Origin of the sequence: Tunturiibacter lichenicola, assembly GCF_051013355.1 — a bacterium.
Classification (GTDB): domain Bacteria; phylum Acidobacteriota; class Terriglobia; order Terriglobales; family Acidobacteriaceae; genus Edaphobacter; species Edaphobacter lichenicola_F.
Genome location: NZ_CP132944.1, coordinates 2,425,483 through 2,440,651 on the forward strand (window position 1 = coordinate 2,425,483; position 15,169 = coordinate 2,440,651).

At 58.7% G+C, this 15,169-nt stretch carries 13 protein-coding genes; 5 read left to right on the forward strand and 8 right to left on the reverse strand.

All coding sequences use genetic code 11. From position 1 onward, the window contains the following. Window positions 1–17 precede the first annotated feature (17 nt). Complete coding sequence (locus tag RBB82_RS10445; RefSeq protein WP_433975363.1) at window positions 18–248, forward strand: PepSY domain-containing protein; 231 nt, start codon at window positions 18–20, stop codon at window positions 246–248. Between the two features lies 1 nt (window position 249). On the opposite strand, the gene RBB82_RS10450 is transcribed toward RBB82_RS10445, so the two are convergent. The 4 genes from RBB82_RS10450 to RBB82_RS10465 form a co-directional block, all read right to left on the reverse strand. Continuing rightward, complete coding sequence (locus RBB82_RS10450; RefSeq protein WP_433975068.1) at window positions 250–1,473, reverse strand: Gfo/Idh/MocA family protein; 1,224 nt, start codon at window positions 1,471–1,473, stop codon at window positions 250–252. After that, a complete protein-coding gene (locus RBB82_RS10455) occupies window positions 1,470–2,534 on the reverse strand; it encodes an FAD:protein FMN transferase (protein WP_433975069.1) in 1,065 nt (354 codons plus the stop codon). The genes RBB82_RS10450 and RBB82_RS10455 overlap by 4 nt, the downstream gene beginning before the upstream one ends. 410 nt (window positions 2,535–2,944) lie before the next feature. Then, complete coding sequence (locus RBB82_RS10460) at window positions 2,945–3,259, reverse strand: hypothetical protein (RefSeq protein WP_433975070.1); 315 nt, start codon at window positions 3,257–3,259, stop codon at window positions 2,945–2,947. A 92-nt stretch (window positions 3,260–3,351) separates the two neighbouring features. Further along, the gene (locus RBB82_RS10465) at window positions 3,352–5,304 is read right to left on the reverse strand and encodes an ArnT family glycosyltransferase (RefSeq protein ID WP_433975071.1); all 1,953 of its coding nucleotides are present in this window, start codon (window positions 5,302–5,304) and stop codon (window positions 3,352–3,354) included. 154 nt (window positions 5,305–5,458) lie between these two features. On the opposite strand from RBB82_RS10465, the gene RBB82_RS10470 reads away from it, so the two are divergent. From RBB82_RS10470 to RBB82_RS10480, 3 genes are all read left to right on the forward strand, one after another. Beyond that, window positions 5,459–6,559 carry a Rieske 2Fe-2S domain-containing protein gene (locus tag RBB82_RS10470; protein ID WP_433975072.1) on the forward strand — a complete coding sequence of 367 codons (1,101 nt, stop codon included), beginning with the start codon at window positions 5,459–5,461 and terminating at the stop codon, window positions 6,557–6,559. A 107-nt stretch (window positions 6,560–6,666) separates the two neighbouring features. Then, window positions 6,667–7,161 carry a MarR family winged helix-turn-helix transcriptional regulator gene (locus RBB82_RS10475; protein ID WP_433975073.1) on the forward strand — a complete coding sequence of 165 codons (495 nt, stop codon included), beginning with the start codon at window positions 6,667–6,669 and terminating at the stop codon, window positions 7,159–7,161. A 127-nt stretch (window positions 7,162–7,288) separates the two neighbouring features. Beyond that, entirely contained in the window at window positions 7,289–7,996 is a 708-nt protein-coding gene (locus tag RBB82_RS10480; RefSeq protein WP_433975074.1) for an RNA polymerase sigma factor, read from the forward strand. Between the two features lie 213 nt (window positions 7,997–8,209). Here RBB82_RS10480 and RBB82_RS10485 read toward each other — a convergent pair whose 3' ends face one another. Beyond that, window positions 8,210–8,710: an MBL fold metallo-hydrolase gene (locus RBB82_RS10485; protein ID WP_433975075.1), complete on the reverse strand. Its 501-nt coding sequence runs from the start codon at window positions 8,708–8,710 to the stop codon at window positions 8,210–8,212. A gap of 165 nt (window positions 8,711–8,875) precedes the next feature. On the opposite strand from RBB82_RS10485, the gene RBB82_RS10490 reads away from it, so the two are divergent. Next, window positions 8,876–10,480, forward strand: coding sequence for a carboxylesterase/lipase family protein (locus tag RBB82_RS10490; protein WP_433975076.1), 1,605 nt, complete (start codon window positions 8,876–8,878; stop codon window positions 10,478–10,480). 44 nt (window positions 10,481–10,524) lie between these two features. Here the strand turns inward: RBB82_RS10490 and RBB82_RS10495 are convergent, their stop codons facing one another. The 3 genes from RBB82_RS10495 to RBB82_RS10505 all read right to left on the reverse strand — a co-directional run bounded on the left by RBB82_RS10495 (window position 10,525) and on the right by RBB82_RS10505 (window position 14,854). Further along, entirely contained in the window at window positions 10,525–11,280 is a 756-nt protein-coding gene (locus tag RBB82_RS10495) for a hypothetical protein (protein WP_433975077.1), read from the reverse strand. Window positions 11,281–11,390: 110 nt separating this feature from the next. Further along, window positions 11,391–14,060: a DUF3536 domain-containing protein gene (locus tag RBB82_RS10500; RefSeq protein WP_433975078.1), complete on the reverse strand. Its 2,670-nt coding sequence runs from the start codon at window positions 14,058–14,060 to the stop codon at window positions 11,391–11,393. Window positions 14,061–14,143: 83 nt separating this feature from the next. Next, complete coding sequence (locus tag RBB82_RS10505; protein ID WP_433975079.1) at window positions 14,144–14,854, reverse strand: DNA-3-methyladenine glycosylase family protein; 711 nt, start codon at window positions 14,852–14,854, stop codon at window positions 14,144–14,146. Between the last annotated feature and the right edge of the window lie 315 nt (window positions 14,855–15,169).

The window sequence follows — 15,169 nt, forward strand, 5'->3', positions numbered from 1 at the left end:
ACGCCCGCGTTCTCACCATCTGGCATTATGGTCAGAATCACACCGCAGGCGACTGGATTCTATGGGCCATGCATCCTCTCCACTTCGGCACGTTGTGGGGCACATCCATTAAGATCCTCTGGGCTCTCTGCGGACTGGCCCTCGCGATCGTTGCGGTCACCGGGCTATTGATGTACTGGAATCGCTTTCTTCGCCATCAACTCGAATGGTTGAATACTCGATCTGAGTCTTGCGAATTGCACCAATAGGTCAGACTGATGATGGAACCTCGAGTTCCCGTTTGGCGCTCAGCGCTTTGTTCCCGGTGATGACCGACAGGGCAGAGCCCCTTCCGACCCGGGCGTCGGCGATAGGCTTTTGGCCAGTGCGGATGCAGTCGATGAAGGCTCGGCATGCGGTGGTCGTAAGATCTTCTGTGACGGGAATGTCGAGACGCTTCCCTGCACCACGGTACGGCATTTCTCCTGCGGGACGATAGGATGCGCCGGCTGTTATCGCTTTGACCTTATCGCCGGGCTTTGACGCGAGTTGGTTGGCGCGTTTTGGCTCGTAGAAAAATCCCGCGTCTTCGAAAGTGAGATTCAGGCTGCCCTTTGTGCGGTAGATCCAAAGCTGGTTGCCTACCTCGGCGTTGTCGGTCAGAGAGCTGAAGACGAAACGCCGGCCCTTGGAGTAGCTGAGTATAGCCTGAACGTTGTCGTCATTCTCGCGGCCGTCGTGGTAGACCGCGATGCTGCCGGTGGCGTACGCAGCTTGTGCCGTTTCACCGAAGACCCAATTTGCGATGTCTATGTGGTGTGAACCCAATTCGGCCAGCAGTCCGAGGGAGTATTCGTTATAGAGGCGCCAGTTGATGAGACGTTCAAGAGACGGGTCGGCCACAGGGCGGCGCCAGTCGCTATTGCGATGCCAGTAACCATAAACGTGTGTCACGTCGCCGATTTCGCCTCGACGTACGTAATCGATGGCGGAGCGAATCCAAGGGGCGTAGCGGTACTGATGGCCTACCTGAAAGATCTGTTTGCCGGCATCCACGGTTTTTACAATGTCATTTACTTCGGCTACGGTGAAGGCCATCGTCTTCTCTCCGTAGACGTGGCGTCCACTTTGCAGCGCTGCGATGACATGTTGTGCGTGAAAGCTGAGTGGAGTTGCGACGACGATAGCATCAAGGTCTTTGCGGTCAACGAGAGCACGATAGTCGGAGTGCGCTGCTACGGTGTAGCCGCATAACTGGTTGAGTTCCTGAAAGCGCGGCGCGTATACGTCAGCTGCCGCGCCAATGGTCACTCCGGGTACGCGTAGAAAATTCCGGATAAGCTCTTTTCCTCGGCTTCCGGGCCCAATGATTCCAAGGCGAACAGGTGCAGGGGCAGCAGGATCACCAACATTCGCCTCTGCGAAGGAGGTTATCGACTTCGCTAGGAGTGTCGCCGCGGATAGACCTTGAACAAATAAACGTCGATTCATCATCGTGTTCGTATTCCCTCTTCCTGTTTCGTTTCATGTCGCGTTTGAAGTGGATTTGGCCATTGAATGGCGCGATAGCTCGGGCTATCAGGAGTGCCTGACACAATCACAGCCGCAGTTTGCGGGAGGTCTTGCAGAAGACGCGCTGACGCATCCGCACGCATGACGAACATCGCCTTAGTTAAGGCGTCGCTGTCAGTAGCGGAGGGTGCTATGACGGTTGTCTGAAGCATGTTCTCGATTGGATGCATCGTGTGTGGATCAAGAATATGGCAATAACGATGGCCGTTCTTGATGAAGAATTTTTCCGTACAGGCGGAGGTGGATAACGAAGTATCGGTAAGGAGTACGGTGCTGAGGATGCGTCCGCTACGCGCGGGATCGGCAATGTTTATCGGCCAGCCCTGCGATCCGGGAGGCGCGCCAATCGCGTAGATAGTACTGCTTCCGGCGGAGATGAGCGCGGCAGAGACATGTTCCTGGTGTAGCAGCGCGACGATGCGATCGACCGCGTACCCTTTACCAATTCCACCTGGATCGAGTTCCATCGCACTCCCGTTGATGAACGAAACAGTGCGGGCCGATGCATCGAGATGTATGTTGGTCCAGCCCGTTTGCCTTTTTAGAGCGAGAAGCTCTGCCTCCGACGGGATGCGCCCCTGATTAAAGAAAAATCCCCACGCGCGCATTATTGGGCCGACGGTGATGTCAAAGGCTCCGTTCGAACGACTGCTCCATGAGACTGAGGTCTGAAGGAAATCGAATGTCTCGGGATCAATGGTGACGGGATGTGTGCCGGCTTCACGGCTGATTCGTGAAAGTTCGCTGGAGGGACGATAGTTGCTGAGGAGCTTTTCGATCCGGTCAACCTCTTCGAAAGAGAGCTGCATCCATCGGTCGGCCGTCTCCTGATTCGGAGCATACAGATCGATGGAGAACTCGGATCCCATGGCCCGGTGGACGTCATGGAAGAGCATGCGAGGTTCCGGTTGGGCGAGCCCCGATCCTGCGACCAGGAGTGTAGATGCAACGAGAATCGTTGCCGCGCGAAGTGTCCGAATCAATCAGTGCCTCTTGGAACAGGATAAACTGCGCCCTTTAGCCGCCTACACAACTGGGATTGGATCTTTGGCAGAGGCCGGAGGGAACACTTGCACGACCCTGCCTGTGCATTGCGCTGTTGTCCCCCGTCGCACCTACATCAATAGAAGGAGAAGGAGAAGGTGACATCTCGGACAATGACTCATGATGCAAACACAAGTTTTCTGTTGGAGGGCGATGAAGAAATTGGGAGTGTTCTTCAAGTTTGAAAACTACCGAGGAACCAAATAGCAACTGCAACAATGAAATACAGGGACCTTTCCTTCAGCTGGCTCTGGGCAGGATGTCAGCGCCATAAGGGCAGTCATCCGGCTATTCTTTGACGTTAAGCGGGTGCCAGCCACAGAGTTCTTCGAGGTGCACACGATGGCTACTAGCCTTTGGTAAGGCTGGCGGTCGGCGAGGTGGAGATGGTGGTGGATGGCGGCTGGGTGACCGGTGCTGCGGGTATAGCTGGGACTGCGGCTTGTATACCGAGGTAGCTGTCGACGATGGCGGCGGAGAGGCTGAGGCTGGTAGCGATCTGTGAGACGGAGTCGCCTTGCTGGACGAGCATTTGAACCTGCTGCGACTCGGTGAGTTGGACGGTATCGTGCTCCGGGGCTGGTCTTCTGGCCGGCCGGATTGGGTGGGTGGGCGATTCGGGAGTTGGCCGGGTTGATGACGGGCCTGAGATGGGAATAGTCATGGAAACCTTTCTATGGAAGAGGATCGGCGACATAGATCGATTGCATTAGGGTGTGTCAGATCTGGACATCTTTTGTTCGACAAGGTGGGTGCTCAGTAGGGGTTTGGCTGGTTGCTGAGGATCTCTTTGCCGCCGCTCTGGGCGATGAAGTAGGCTCTGCCTGCGAGGTCGGGGAGGGGCTGGCTCAGGTCCTGCCAGAGGAAGACGCGGTGACGGTCGGTCCACTTGAGTTTGAGGGAGGTGGCGTCTTCGAAGATGGGTGGGGCGTCGGGGAAATAGGAGCCGTACCAGAGATTGGAGCTGCGGCCTTCGAAGATGTGAAGGGGCTGGGTTTCGGCGCCGGGGCGCTGGAGGTAGAAGCCGAGGGTGCTGGCGCTCTCGTACTCGCCGTGGATGATGATGACGTCGTCGGGCTTGAGTTGGGGGGCGATGGCGTTGGCTAGTTGGTAGGAGGTGAGTACAGGCGAGAAGATCTGCAGGCCGGTGTGGGCGGCGAGCAGAAAGGCGAAGGTTGCGGCAGCGAGCCAGAGGTTGCCGAAGTGAGGTTTGTAGTTGCGGCGGCAGAGCCAGTTGGCGAGGGTGCCGGTGAAGAGCGCTGTTGCGGTGAGGATGAGGGGGCTACGGAAGGCGCCCATGGCTCGGGCGTTGAGGTCGAGGAAGTGTCCGAAGGAGAGTGCGTAGTCGCTGGGGTTTTGTTTGAGGAGTGAGGCGAGGTCGGTGCCGGGGTTCGGTGTGTGAGAGTGCAGGACGAAGAATCCGGCGATGAGGGTAGCGATGGAGCCGAGGGCGAAGAGGATGACGGAGATGCGCTGGCCGGCGCGGACGAGTGGGTTGGGGACGATGAAGGATTCGGCTTCGGTGGCTTCGCGGTCGAGCCAGGTGGCGATGAGAAGCATCATGGGGGGAAGCGCGGGGAGGACGTAGTACTCCTGGCGGGTGGAGAGCGAGAAGAAGAGGAGCGGGATGAGCGCCCAGAGGCCGAGGAGGAGGTGGGTGCTTTCGTTTTGACTGAGCGTGCGGACGGAGACTAGCGGACGGAAGGCTTTGCGCCAGGGGACGGTGGCGAGGGCGCGGAAGAGAAAGGCGCTCCAGGGCATGAGCCAGATGAGGATGAGGCCTAAGAAGAGGGCGAGGGGGACGGTGTCGTAGTCTCGGGGGACGCGGAGGTTGAGGTAGCGGAGGAGATGCTCGTTGACGAAGTAGAACCAGAGCCAGCCGTGGACGCTGCCGTCGGTGGGCACGGGGACGGACCAGTGGCCGTGGGTGAAGGTGATGTTGCCGGGGGTGCCCTGAGTGGGATTTGCGAGGGCGATGAGGATGTGCCACGGCGCGGCGATTGCTAGGAAGATAAGGGTGCTTGAGATTGGGTGGAGCTGGCCGAGGCGCGTGAGGACGGCGCGGAGGTTGCGGCGGGTGAGGAGCAGGTGAGCGAGGACGACGAGGATGGGGAAGACGATGCCGATGAGGCCCTTGGTGAGGACGTTTAGGGCGCAGCCGGTGGCGAAGGCCCAGCAGAGGATCCTGCTTGGTTCACGGTTTTGCTGTGCATCGGTCTGCTCGGTCAGCCAATAGCAGAGGATGGAGAGGGTGAGGCAAAGGCAGAGATCGGCGTCGGGGATGATGATGCGGGTGAAGATGAAGATGCCGAAGCTGGAGAGTAGGATGAGGCCGGCGTAGAGGCCTGCTCGCGTGGAGTTGAAGGCGCGACGGGCGAAGCCTTCAAGGGTTAGCACAAGGGCCAGGACGGTGAGGGCGAGGGGAAGGCGCGCGGAGGCGGTGTGGATGCCGAAGAGTTTGTAGCTGAGGGCCATGCTCCAGTAGAGGATGGGGGCTTTCTCGAGGTAGCGGATGCCGTTGGCGTAGAGGGTGACCCAGTCGTGACGGAAAAGCATCTCGCGAGCGACCTCGGCGTGGACGGAGTCGGCGTCGTCGAGCAGAGGAGGGGTGATGAGGGCGAGGCTGGCGTAGATGATGAACCAGAGGACGAGGAGGATGAGGCGATTGCGGTTTGTGGGCGAGATGGAGGAAGGGATGACGGTCTGCATTGCGGGAGGTGCTCGGCTGCCTGCTCAGTTTACGTGAGGGGGCGGTGGGATCTGTGACACTGAAGGCGGCTAGTGAGAGCGGCGGCTATGATGGGGGAGCGCGATTGTTGCGCGGTGTGTTTTGGTCGATGGGATGAAAGGGACGGGCGTCTGATTGAGTGAGCTGGTGCGAGTTGCGGAGGTCGCGGGGCCGTCGACGGAGCTGATCTTCGGGGATTGGTACCCGGCGCTGCGAACGAGAGCACTGCGTGAGGGCAAGACGGCGAAGGCGATGCTGCTTGGGGTTCCTCTGCTGCTGGGGCGCACGACGGGCGGGAAGTTGTTCGCGATGCGTGACCTGTGTCCGCATCGGGGGATTCCGCTGTCGGCGGGGTGGTTCGATGGCGAGACGGTGACGTGCAAGTATCACGGGTGGCGGTTTGAGCCTTGCAGCGGGCAGTGTAGGGAGATTCCTTCGCTGACGAGCCATGAGACGCTCGACCCGACGAAGATTTATGCGAGCGCTTTTCCTTGTGAGGAGAGGGATGGGTTTGCGTGGGTGTATGTGCCTGCTCCGGGTGCTGGTCGTTTATTCGAAACGGGCAGGGTGGGTGAGGCGCTGCCGCCTGTGCCGGAGGTGCCGAAGTTTTCGGCGAAGTTTCGGAGTGCGCACCTTGTGGCAGAGCTGCCATGCAATATCGATCATGGGATTATCGGGTTGATGGATCCGGCGCATGGGCCGTTTGTGCACCAGGCGTGGTGGTGGCGGAGCCGGGCGAGTATCCATGAGAAGACGAAGCACTTTGAGCCGATTCCCGAGGGGTTTCGGATGTCGTCGCATGCTCCTAGCGCGAACTCGGCGCCTTATAAGTTGCTGGGGGTTTATGGGGAGCCGATTACGACGACGATTGATTTTGTGCTGCCGAATCGGCGGTACGAGACGATTCGCGCTGGAGAGAAGTGGTTTGCAAGTCTGACGACCGTGACGCCGATCACGCCTTCGAGTTGCAGGATCGATGTGATGGCAGCGTGGAATGTTTTTTATCATGTTCCATTTGTGACTTCGATCGCTACGCTCTTTGGGGCGCGGTTTGTGCGGCAGGATCAGCAGACGATGGTGGAGCAGGCCGAGGGGTTGCGGTTCAATCCAGGGCTGATGCTGATTGACGATGCGGACAAGCCGGCGAAGTGGTACTTCGCGTTGAAGCAGGCACGCTTGAAGGGGACAGGGGAGCATCCGCTGTCCGGGCCGGTTACGTTGCACTGGCGAAGTTGAGCAGCTTGAGTACCGTTCGCCACTCCACGTAGCGACGCTGCGTATTCCATGCTGGATTCACGTAGTTGTGGTTTAGGACTTAGCCGCATCGGTGCATACTGGATGGAATGGTTCGATCAAGACAGGCACCTATGAAGATGGCGGGACAACAGGGGCATGCACAGCGGTTTATGTCCGCGATTGAAGGTGTTATCGATCGTGAGGTTCGTCCCGACAAGGATGTTGTCGATGCGCTGCTCGACTTTTCTCCACCGGAGATGCGGGCTCTGATGTGGGTGGGACGTCGGGGTAAGTCGGTGATGAGCGATTTCGCAAAGGGGATTGGGGTACCGCTGAGCACGGCGACGCGAATCGTGAATCGACTGGTAAAGAAGGGGATCGTGGTGCGGCGGCGGTCGGACCTGGACCGCAGGATTGTTGAAGTGGATCTGAGTCCGACTGGTTATGAGTACAAGGCCAACTTCTATGCGAAGCGTTTGAAGGCGACACAGCGGCTGCTGGCTCCTTTGGACGATGAGGAGCGCGAGACGCTGCTCTCTTTGATGGAGAGGGCGTTGCAGCTCTCCTTGCCGGGGGCGGCAAAAAAAAGCAAAACAGTTTGAATCCTTTTCAACGGCGGGAAGTCTTAACGCTAGAAGATTTCACATAGCAATATTTCCATTAATCAAGTATTGTCGAATGGAAGGATCTATATTTTTGTGGCCGCGTAGTCAGCAAAGGGAGATGCAAATGAAGACCGATCTGCGAGAGCCAAACGAACAGAGTTCAATCAGTCAGCAGGTTCGCGAATGTCTTGCCGGTGATGCTTCTGCCTGGAAGGAGCTGTTTGTTTCGTACTACAGGCTTATCTACTTTCTCTGTTACAGCTTTACGAAGTCGAACAGCGATGCGGAGGATTTAACGCAGGACGTATTTTTGAAGCTCTATTGCAGCCTGTCCCGGTTCGACAGCGAGAAGGGGAGTCTTCAGAACTGGATTCGAAATATTACGCGCAACCATCTCGTGGATCACTTCCGCGCGACACATCTGATTCGTGTGAGCGACTCGCTCGATGCGAGCCGCGAACAGAAAGACGGTTGCACGATAGCGTCTCGTCTGAGGGATTCGCGGCCAACGCCGGAGCAGAGTTTCGCAACGCTTGAGATGAAGGAACGGATCTATGAAGCTCTCGGTGAACTGACTGCTTATAGTCGGAACGCAATCGTCATGTGCGATCTTGAGGACCGCAACTATCTCGAGGTGGCACAGATTCTCGGCATACCGGAGGGGACGGTGAAGAGTCGTCTTAGCCGTGGACGCGGAGAGCTGGCGAGGGCGCTTGCTGTGGACTCGGCTCGCAGGCCAGTGAGTGCAGACCGTACGCGTGCTCGTAAGGCCAGAGCTAAAGCGAGGCCGAGATTCGGATATAAGGTCGAGTACCAATCGAGCCTTGCGTAAGGCATAGGAAATAACGTGCGCGTTATGGATTGGTTTTGGCGATGGCGGCGCGAAGTGCGGGGATGCCGCCGGGATTGACTGCACCGTGGCCGCATGCGAAGCGCTCGATAGGGAACGCGAGTAGTTTTTTAGCGCTGGCTACGGCGGTGGCCTTGCTCCAGGTACCGACGTTCGGGAAGAACCACGGTGGATAGCCGCTGACGGTGAGAGCGCCTACGCTGGCGAGAGCGTCACGCCGTAGAGTGTGCCGTCACGTTCGTCGAGGAACGCGAGATGGCCGGGGATGTGGCCGGGAGTTTCGATACAGAGCAGTGAGCCGTAGCGTTCGCCTTCGGTGAGGAGACGGGTGGGACGGGCGTCGATGCCGGGGAGACTGCCTCTGATCGGTTCGTTGGACTCACCGGGTAGAAGAGATTTATCGGGTGGTTTTTGCAGGAGCGGCAGAGTGCGGGCGTTGGAGGTGAACTCGATCTCTGGGCCTAGTCTCGCGAGAAGGGCGTCGACGGAGCCGACGTGGTCGACGTGGGCGTGGGTGAGGAGGATGCGACGAATGGGTGCGCCGAGGGCGCGGGCGGCGGCGAGGATGTCGTCTGCGGAGCCGGAGAGGTTGGCATCGATGAGTGTGAAGCCGTCGGTTTCGTGGACGAGGTAGCAGTTGACGAAGCGAAGGCGAGTGAGTTGGTGGCCGTTGGCAGTGACCGGTGTCGATCTCATGTTGGATTGGATGCAGCCGCTTGGCGTGGGATTAAATTCAGAGGCGAAATTGGTTGGGATATTTCAGAGTTACTCATTTCAGATCCGAACATTCGTTTCAGTGTTCGTGTGGCGCACTTAGTCTATGCGTAATGAGTCGTGATAAGTTGGGCGCGGAGAGTGTGCATGATCCGGACCGTTTCCAAGGTGGCAAACTCAGTGTTGGCCGTTATGTTTTCGTTCTCTCTTTTGACTGCCGCTGCTCACGCGAGCGATGCGCTTCATGTGAAGACCGATAAAGGCAAGGTGGAGGGTAGCCTGACGGATGACCAGAAGGTTCGGGCCTTCAAGGGGATTCCGTATGCTGCGCCGCCAGTGGGGAATCTTCGCTGGCAGCCGCCGCAGCCTGCAGCGAAGTGGAGCGGCGTGAAGTCGGCGAAGGACTTCGGCTCTCGCTGTATCCAGTCGAGCGGCTACCCGGATATGCACTTTCATGATCCGGGACAGAGTGAAGATTGCCTGACGTTGAATGTGTGGGCTCCGGCTGGCGCTAAGCACGGCACTCTTCCTGTGATGATCTGGATCTATGGCGGAGGCTTTGCTTCGGGGAGTACCTCGGAGTCGCGGCAGGACGGCCAGTTTCTTGCGCATCGCAATGTTGTTGTTGTCTCGATGAACTATCGGCTGGCTATCTTTGGATTTTTTGTTCATCCTGAGCTGACGGCAGAGTCGCCGCATCATGCTTCGGGGAACTACGGCCTGATGGATGAGACTGCGGCGTTGGAGTGGGTGAAGAAGAACATCGCTGGGTTCGGTGGCGATCCTAAGAATGTGACTATCTTGGGTGAGTCGGCGGGCTCGTTTGCGGTGAGCGCGCAGATGGCTTCGCCGCTGGCGCAGGGGCTGTTTTCAAAGGCTATTGGGGAGAGTGGCGGAGCTTTTTATAGCGGGGGGCTGCGGTTTGAACCACGTGAGAGCCTTGAGCGGAGGAACGTTGAGTTTGCCCAGGCGGCCTTCCATACTTCAACGTTGGCGGATCTTCGCAAGTTGTCTGTCGATGAGATTCTGGAGGCGGTTCATGCGAAGACTACACCGCCACCGCCGCGATTTGGCCCCGACGTGGATGGGTATTTCCTGCCTGACTCGGTTCCTAACATCTATGCTGCGGGGAAGCAGGCGCATGTTCCGCTGCTTGCGGGTTGGAATGCCGACGAGGAGCGCGATATGGTGCTGCGGGCTAAGCCGCCGACAACGGCCGAGAGCTTTACTGCGATGGCGCAGAAGGAGTTCGGCGACAATGCGCAGAAGTTTCTGGCTGTTTATCCTGCGGGTACGGACGCTGAGGCGGTGGTCTCGGCGGGGGATTTTGCGGGCGATCGATTCATCAAATATTCGACGTGGCGATGGCTGGAGGCGCAGGTGGCTACGGGTGGTTCGCCGGTCTACCGATACAACTTTGGTCTTGGCTCGCCTGGCGACAAGTACCACGATGCGAGTCTTGGAGCTTTTCATTCGGACGATATCGAATATGTCTTCAACACGCTTGACTCGCGCGCTGAGGCTACGTGGCGACCTGAGGATCGTAAACTTGCCGATCAGGTGGCAGCCTACTGGACAAACTTTGCGCGGAACGGTGATCCGAATGCGGCGGGTTTGCCTACGTGGCCGACGTACAACGCTGCAGGTGGATGGCAGGTGATGCACCTCGATCGAACTTCTGAGTCGCGACCGGACAAACATCGTGACCGGTATCTGTTTCTCGATGAGGTCTGGGGCAAACCGAAGCAGTAGCATTCAACCTGGTGAATGCTACTGCCTGGGCTTCAGTGGAGAACCTACTGTCCGCCGACGGGCTGGTAGTTTGCGTTGGTGGTGGTGACTACGAGCTTCTTGGCGGTGGCGTTGAGCACGGACTGCTGGACGTAGTTGGTGTTGTCGGGCAGGCTGGAGAACTGTATCGCGAGGGTGACGACGTCCTTGGGGTCATCCATGTAGGTGTTGACGTTGATGCCCACGATCTTCTTCGCGGCGGTGTTGAAGGTTACGGTCATCTGGTCGCCGGGCTGGGCGTAGTCCTTGAAGACGATGTTGGTGGTGCCTGAGCCGGGGGATGGGTTGATGGAGACTTTTCCGGCTCCGAAGGCCTGCTGCATACGCTGGGCGTTAGGTGGTACGTACAAGGCGAGCAGGGTCTTGACCTGTCCCATGTAGTCCTGCATCTCACCCTTCTTTTTTTCGATGATTCTTTGTTTGAATCGGCCACCGCTTGGAGGGGGTGGGGGGGGGGAGACGAGAGACTTTTGAACGGTTCCGTCGGGGCCGTATCGGCAGATGTTCTGCGATGCGGGCTTGGCGTCGCCGTTGAGCGTGAGTTGCGTGGTTTCGAGCCACTGGTACTGATGCAGTTTCTGCTGGTTTTCAGCGACCGACTGTTTGAGAGCTGCCATCTTCTCTTGCATATCGCCGCCGGCTTGTGCCGCGGCGGGAAGGACGGAGGACAGGAGCGCTGCGGCGAGGACGAAGGCGCTCGCTTTGTTTCCGCGAAACCTGACGTCGGCGACGTGGGTTGAGCTTGGGGTGGTTCGACTCATTTGAGGATCCTCTGTACAGGAGTATGTCCTCATAGATGAGCGCGGGGAACCTGCAAATTTAATAGTTTTGCTGGCCGATTCGGGTTAAGTGGGAGTTTCCGGGGCTGAGACTAGAAGATGGTGACGCCTTCTTCGATGACGAGTTGATCGACCTTGATGTTCATGGTCTCGCCGAGCTTCTTGAAGTCGTCCTTCCACTGGTCGGTCCAGTAGTTGGTGTCGCTGCGGCGGAGGAGGTCGTTCCAGATGTTCTGGGCCTGCCAGATGGGTACCTCGAAGGGCATCTTGTGGATGGTTTCGGCGACGATGAGAGCGGTCGTAAGGGCGTCCGCGGCCGAAGGATCGCCGGCAGCGGCAGCCTCGAGGCTAACCATGGCTCGCTTCATTCGCTGGCCTGCGGCGTAGCCAAGGAGGGCGCCGTCGATGGCGATCTGGTCGCTGGTGGCGCGGCTGAGGAGTAGCTCGATGTGATTGCGGTCGAACTGGTCGGATTCGAAGGCGCGGCGGAGGCTTGCGTTGATGGCGAAACGAGCGGCGGTTGCGAGTGCGGGTGGCGCGGTCATGCCGGACTCGGTGAGGAAGTGCAGGAGCGAGGCGTGGTCGTCGTAGATCTTGCGGAGGGACTCCTCCATCTCAGAGAGGGTCTGGTTGAGGATGGTGCTGATGATGCGGTGCTGCTCGTCGGCGAAGAGTGAGGTGAGGGAGTAGGAGGTCGTGGGCTGATTGGGGGCTTCGCCCCGGTCAAAGAAACGGTCGATGAGGCGGATAACTTCAGGGAGATTGGCGCGGCGGATGGCGGTGCTGATGTCGGTGGAGAAGGTGGCGAAGGCTTCAACCTCGACCTTGTCGGCGGAGTTGTAGGCGCGGACGGCGGCGGAGAGGTTCTGGTCGCCGAGGTGAAGGACGGCGAAGCATATCTCTTCGTTCTCTTCGGTGATGCGGGAGTAGACGAGGGCGCGGCCGAGAGCGACGCGGCCACGGCCGGAGTTGAAGATCTCCTGGCTCTCGCGATGGACGTCGAAGCAGAAGAGCTCACCATGCTCGGGATAGTTCCGGAAGATGGAGCTGATGGCGTAGTGAGCGCCTACCTGCTCGAGGCCGATGCGCATGCCAGTGACGTAGCGGCGATAGACTTCGGCGCCATCGCCCATCTCGGGAACGTTGCTCTTGGCGCGGGCGAGGATCGCAAGGAATTTTTCTTCAAGGGCGGCGCCGGGTTCGCCGAAGAGCTTGGCCGCAAGCTGAAGGACACGTCCTGCGTAGGCGATGATCTGGATGGTCTCGATGCCGGATATCTCGTCGAAGAACCAGCCGCAGCTGGTGTACATGAGCTGGGCGTGGCGCTCGAGCTCCATGAGTTCGAGAGCGGTGGTGCGTTCGGTTTCGCTGAGATGGCGGGCGGCGTGGTCGGCGAAGAAGCGAATGATAGAGGCGGGGGAGCGGTCGAGGACGACATGGATGTAAGCATCGCGGGCGGCCCATAGATCTTTGAATAGGCCTGCGGAGCGCTGCTCTGCCATTGGCGCGGTCGCGTCACGAAGGTAGTCGAGGGATTCGCGGAGGGGTGCTCTCCACTCCTGATTCCATCCGGGCTTGCCGCCGTTGCAGCCACAGTTGGAGCGCCAACGTTCGACGCCGTGGGCGCAGGACCAGGAGGTATCTTCGGCGACTTCGGCTTCCCATTTCGGGGGGAATTTTTCGAGGAACTCACCGTAGTTGGTGAGCTTGGCCTGCTGACCCTCTTCGATCCAGTGCATGGCGTAAGAGAGAGCCATCTCGCCGTGTTTGTGATGGTGGCCGTAGCTCTCGCCGTCGGTTGCGACGTGTGAGAGCTGTGCTACCTCGGGGTCGCCGGGCGAGGCTGGATGGAAGCCGGCGAGGAGACGGCTGCCGAAGTTTTCGCCGCTGTTGAGAAGGCCTTCGAAGGCGATGGCGCGAGAGCTGGGGCCGTCGTAGAAGAAGACGGCGATGCTGCGGCCTTCGTCAAGGTTGATCAAGTAGGGATGTGTGGGTTCGACGTTGGCGCTGGGGGTTTGGGTCCAGGGGATTTCTGATGGGGAGGCAGTGGATGAAGAAGCAGATCCCTCCGCTGCGCTGCGGGATGACAACAAAGAGGACTCTGATGGTGATAAAGACGAGTGTGATGATACTGCGGGCTCTGTGGCTATCTTTCTGACACGGGCGCACTGGACGGGGGCGAGGATGGTGAATTTGATACCCTCCTGCGCCATGAGATCGAGGACGCTGCGATTGACGGCAGTTTCGGCGAGCCACATGCCTTCGGGCTTGTGGCCGAAGCGTGATTCGAAGTCGGCGATGCCCCAGCGGATCTGAGTTAGGGCGTCGCGAGGACTGGCCAGGGGCATGATCATGTGGTTGTAGACCTGGGCGACTGCGGAGCCGTGTCCGCTGTAGCGCTGCGCGCTGAACTTGTCGGCGTCGACGATCATGCGGTAGGTGCGAGGAGCTTTTTCCTGGAGCCAGCTGAGCAGGGTGGGGCCGAAGTTGAAGCTCATCCGCGCGTAGTTGTTCATGATGCGGATGATCTCGTCCTGCTTATTGGTGATGCGTGAGGCGCCGTTGGGGGCGTAACACTCGGCGGTGATGCGGTCGTTCCAGTCGTGGTACGGGGCTGCTGACTCCTGGGCTTCAACAGTTTCGAGCCAGGGGTTTTCGCGAGGCGGCTGATAGAAGTGGCCGTGGATGCAGACGAAGCGAGGCGCATCGGTAGCAGCGATGCTTGACTTGGCGCTCTTGGTTGATGTGCGTAACTTTGCCATGATTCCTTCGATGATGATAGTGCCGCGGCTTTGTTGCGAATGGGTATGCTGCCAGATTTTGTGATGCTTTCTTTCGATGCGCTTTAGGCAGCAGGCGGAATTTTGCCCGAGGCAAGGTCACAGGCGCGCCAGAGGTACCAGCTGGCAACCGAGCACCAGGGGTGCCACTTTTTTGCACGGCGATGCATGACGTCAGGTTTGGGTAAGTCCATCGGCGTGACTTTGTCGGCGGGTTTCAGTTTGCCGAAGGTGAGGGCGAAGCCTTTGCGTACGCCGTAGTCGTCGACGGGGAGGACATCGGAGCGCCCGAGGCGGAAGATGAGAAGCATTTCGACGGTCCATCGGCCGATGCCGCGAACTTGACTGAGGTGCTCGATGATGGCTTCGTCGGACATGCGACGGATGCGGGGGAGTGTGGGTACGGTGCCGTCGAGTGTTCTGGCGGCGAGGTCGCGGAGGGCGAGAGACTTGTTGTGAGAGAGGCCAGCGGCGCGGAGCTGCTCGTTGGGGCAGTCGAGGAGATGCTGGGCGGCGAAGTGCTCGTTGCCAGTGACGGGATAGAAACTTTCGAGCAGGCGACGATGGATGGTGGCGGCTGCTTTGCCGTGTAATTGCTGATAGATGATGCTCTCGACTAGCGCCTCGAAGGGAGATTGCGCGCTTGCAACACGCATGGTGAAAGAGCCTGCGCGTTGAATGAGTTTGCCGAGCTTTGGATCGGCAGCGGAGAGATCCATACAGGCTTGAACGGCATCGTAGCGAGGAGAACGCGGAGTGTGGAGCGGACGCGGCATAGAGTGACGGTATCGCAGGAGCGGGCGCTGCGTCTTGCGCGAGGAAGGGAATTCGGACTAAGTTGGTTTGGATTTACAAGTTCGATACATTTCCGGCAGGGTAGATGTTGTGGCGTTTTTCAGCCGATGAACAAGCATGCACGAGATGTTGTGCAGGCGCTCAATAAGCGGGTTCGATAATCGGATGTTGCAGGAAAAAAATCAGTTGCGAGTCGTTGTGGGTGGGTTGAGTCGAGCTTTTCCACTGCTATACTCGGAGTTTCGTAGAGAAGAATTTTCGCGGCGCTTCCAATTGCGGACGCCTCAATCGCCGGC

Coding starts and splice junctions, on each gene's coding strand:
- RBB82_RS10450 (WP_433975068.1), bottom strand. CDS start 1,473: ATGATGAATCGACGTTTATTTGTTCAAGGTCTATCCGCGGCGACACTC.
- RBB82_RS10460 (WP_433975070.1), bottom strand. CDS start 3,259: ATGACTATTCCCATCTCAGGCCCGTCATCAACCCGGCCAACTCCCGAA.
- RBB82_RS10465 (WP_433975071.1), bottom strand. CDS start 5,304: ATGCAGACCGTCATCCCTTCCTCCATCTCGCCCACAAACCGCAATCGC.
- RBB82_RS10475 (WP_433975073.1), top strand. CDS start 6,667: ATGGTTCGATCAAGACAGGCACCTATGAAGATGGCGGGACAACAGGGG.
- RBB82_RS10480 (WP_433975074.1), top strand. CDS start 7,289: ATGAAGACCGATCTGCGAGAGCCAAACGAACAGAGTTCAATCAGTCAG.
- RBB82_RS10485 (WP_433975075.1), bottom strand. CDS start 8,710: ATGAGATCGACACCGGTCACTGCCAACGGCCACCAACTCACTCGCCTT.
- RBB82_RS10490 (WP_433975076.1), top strand. CDS start 8,876: ATGATCCGGACCGTTTCCAAGGTGGCAAACTCAGTGTTGGCCGTTATG.
- RBB82_RS10495 (WP_433975077.1), bottom strand. CDS start 11,280: ATGAGTCGAACCACCCCAAGCTCAACCCACGTCGCCGACGTCAGGTTT.
- RBB82_RS10500 (WP_433975078.1), bottom strand. CDS start 14,060: ATGGCAAAGTTACGCACATCAACCAAGAGCGCCAAGTCAAGCATCGCT.
- RBB82_RS10505 (WP_433975079.1), bottom strand. CDS start 14,854: ATGCCGCGTCCGCTCCACACTCCGCGTTCTCCTCGCTACGATGCCGTT.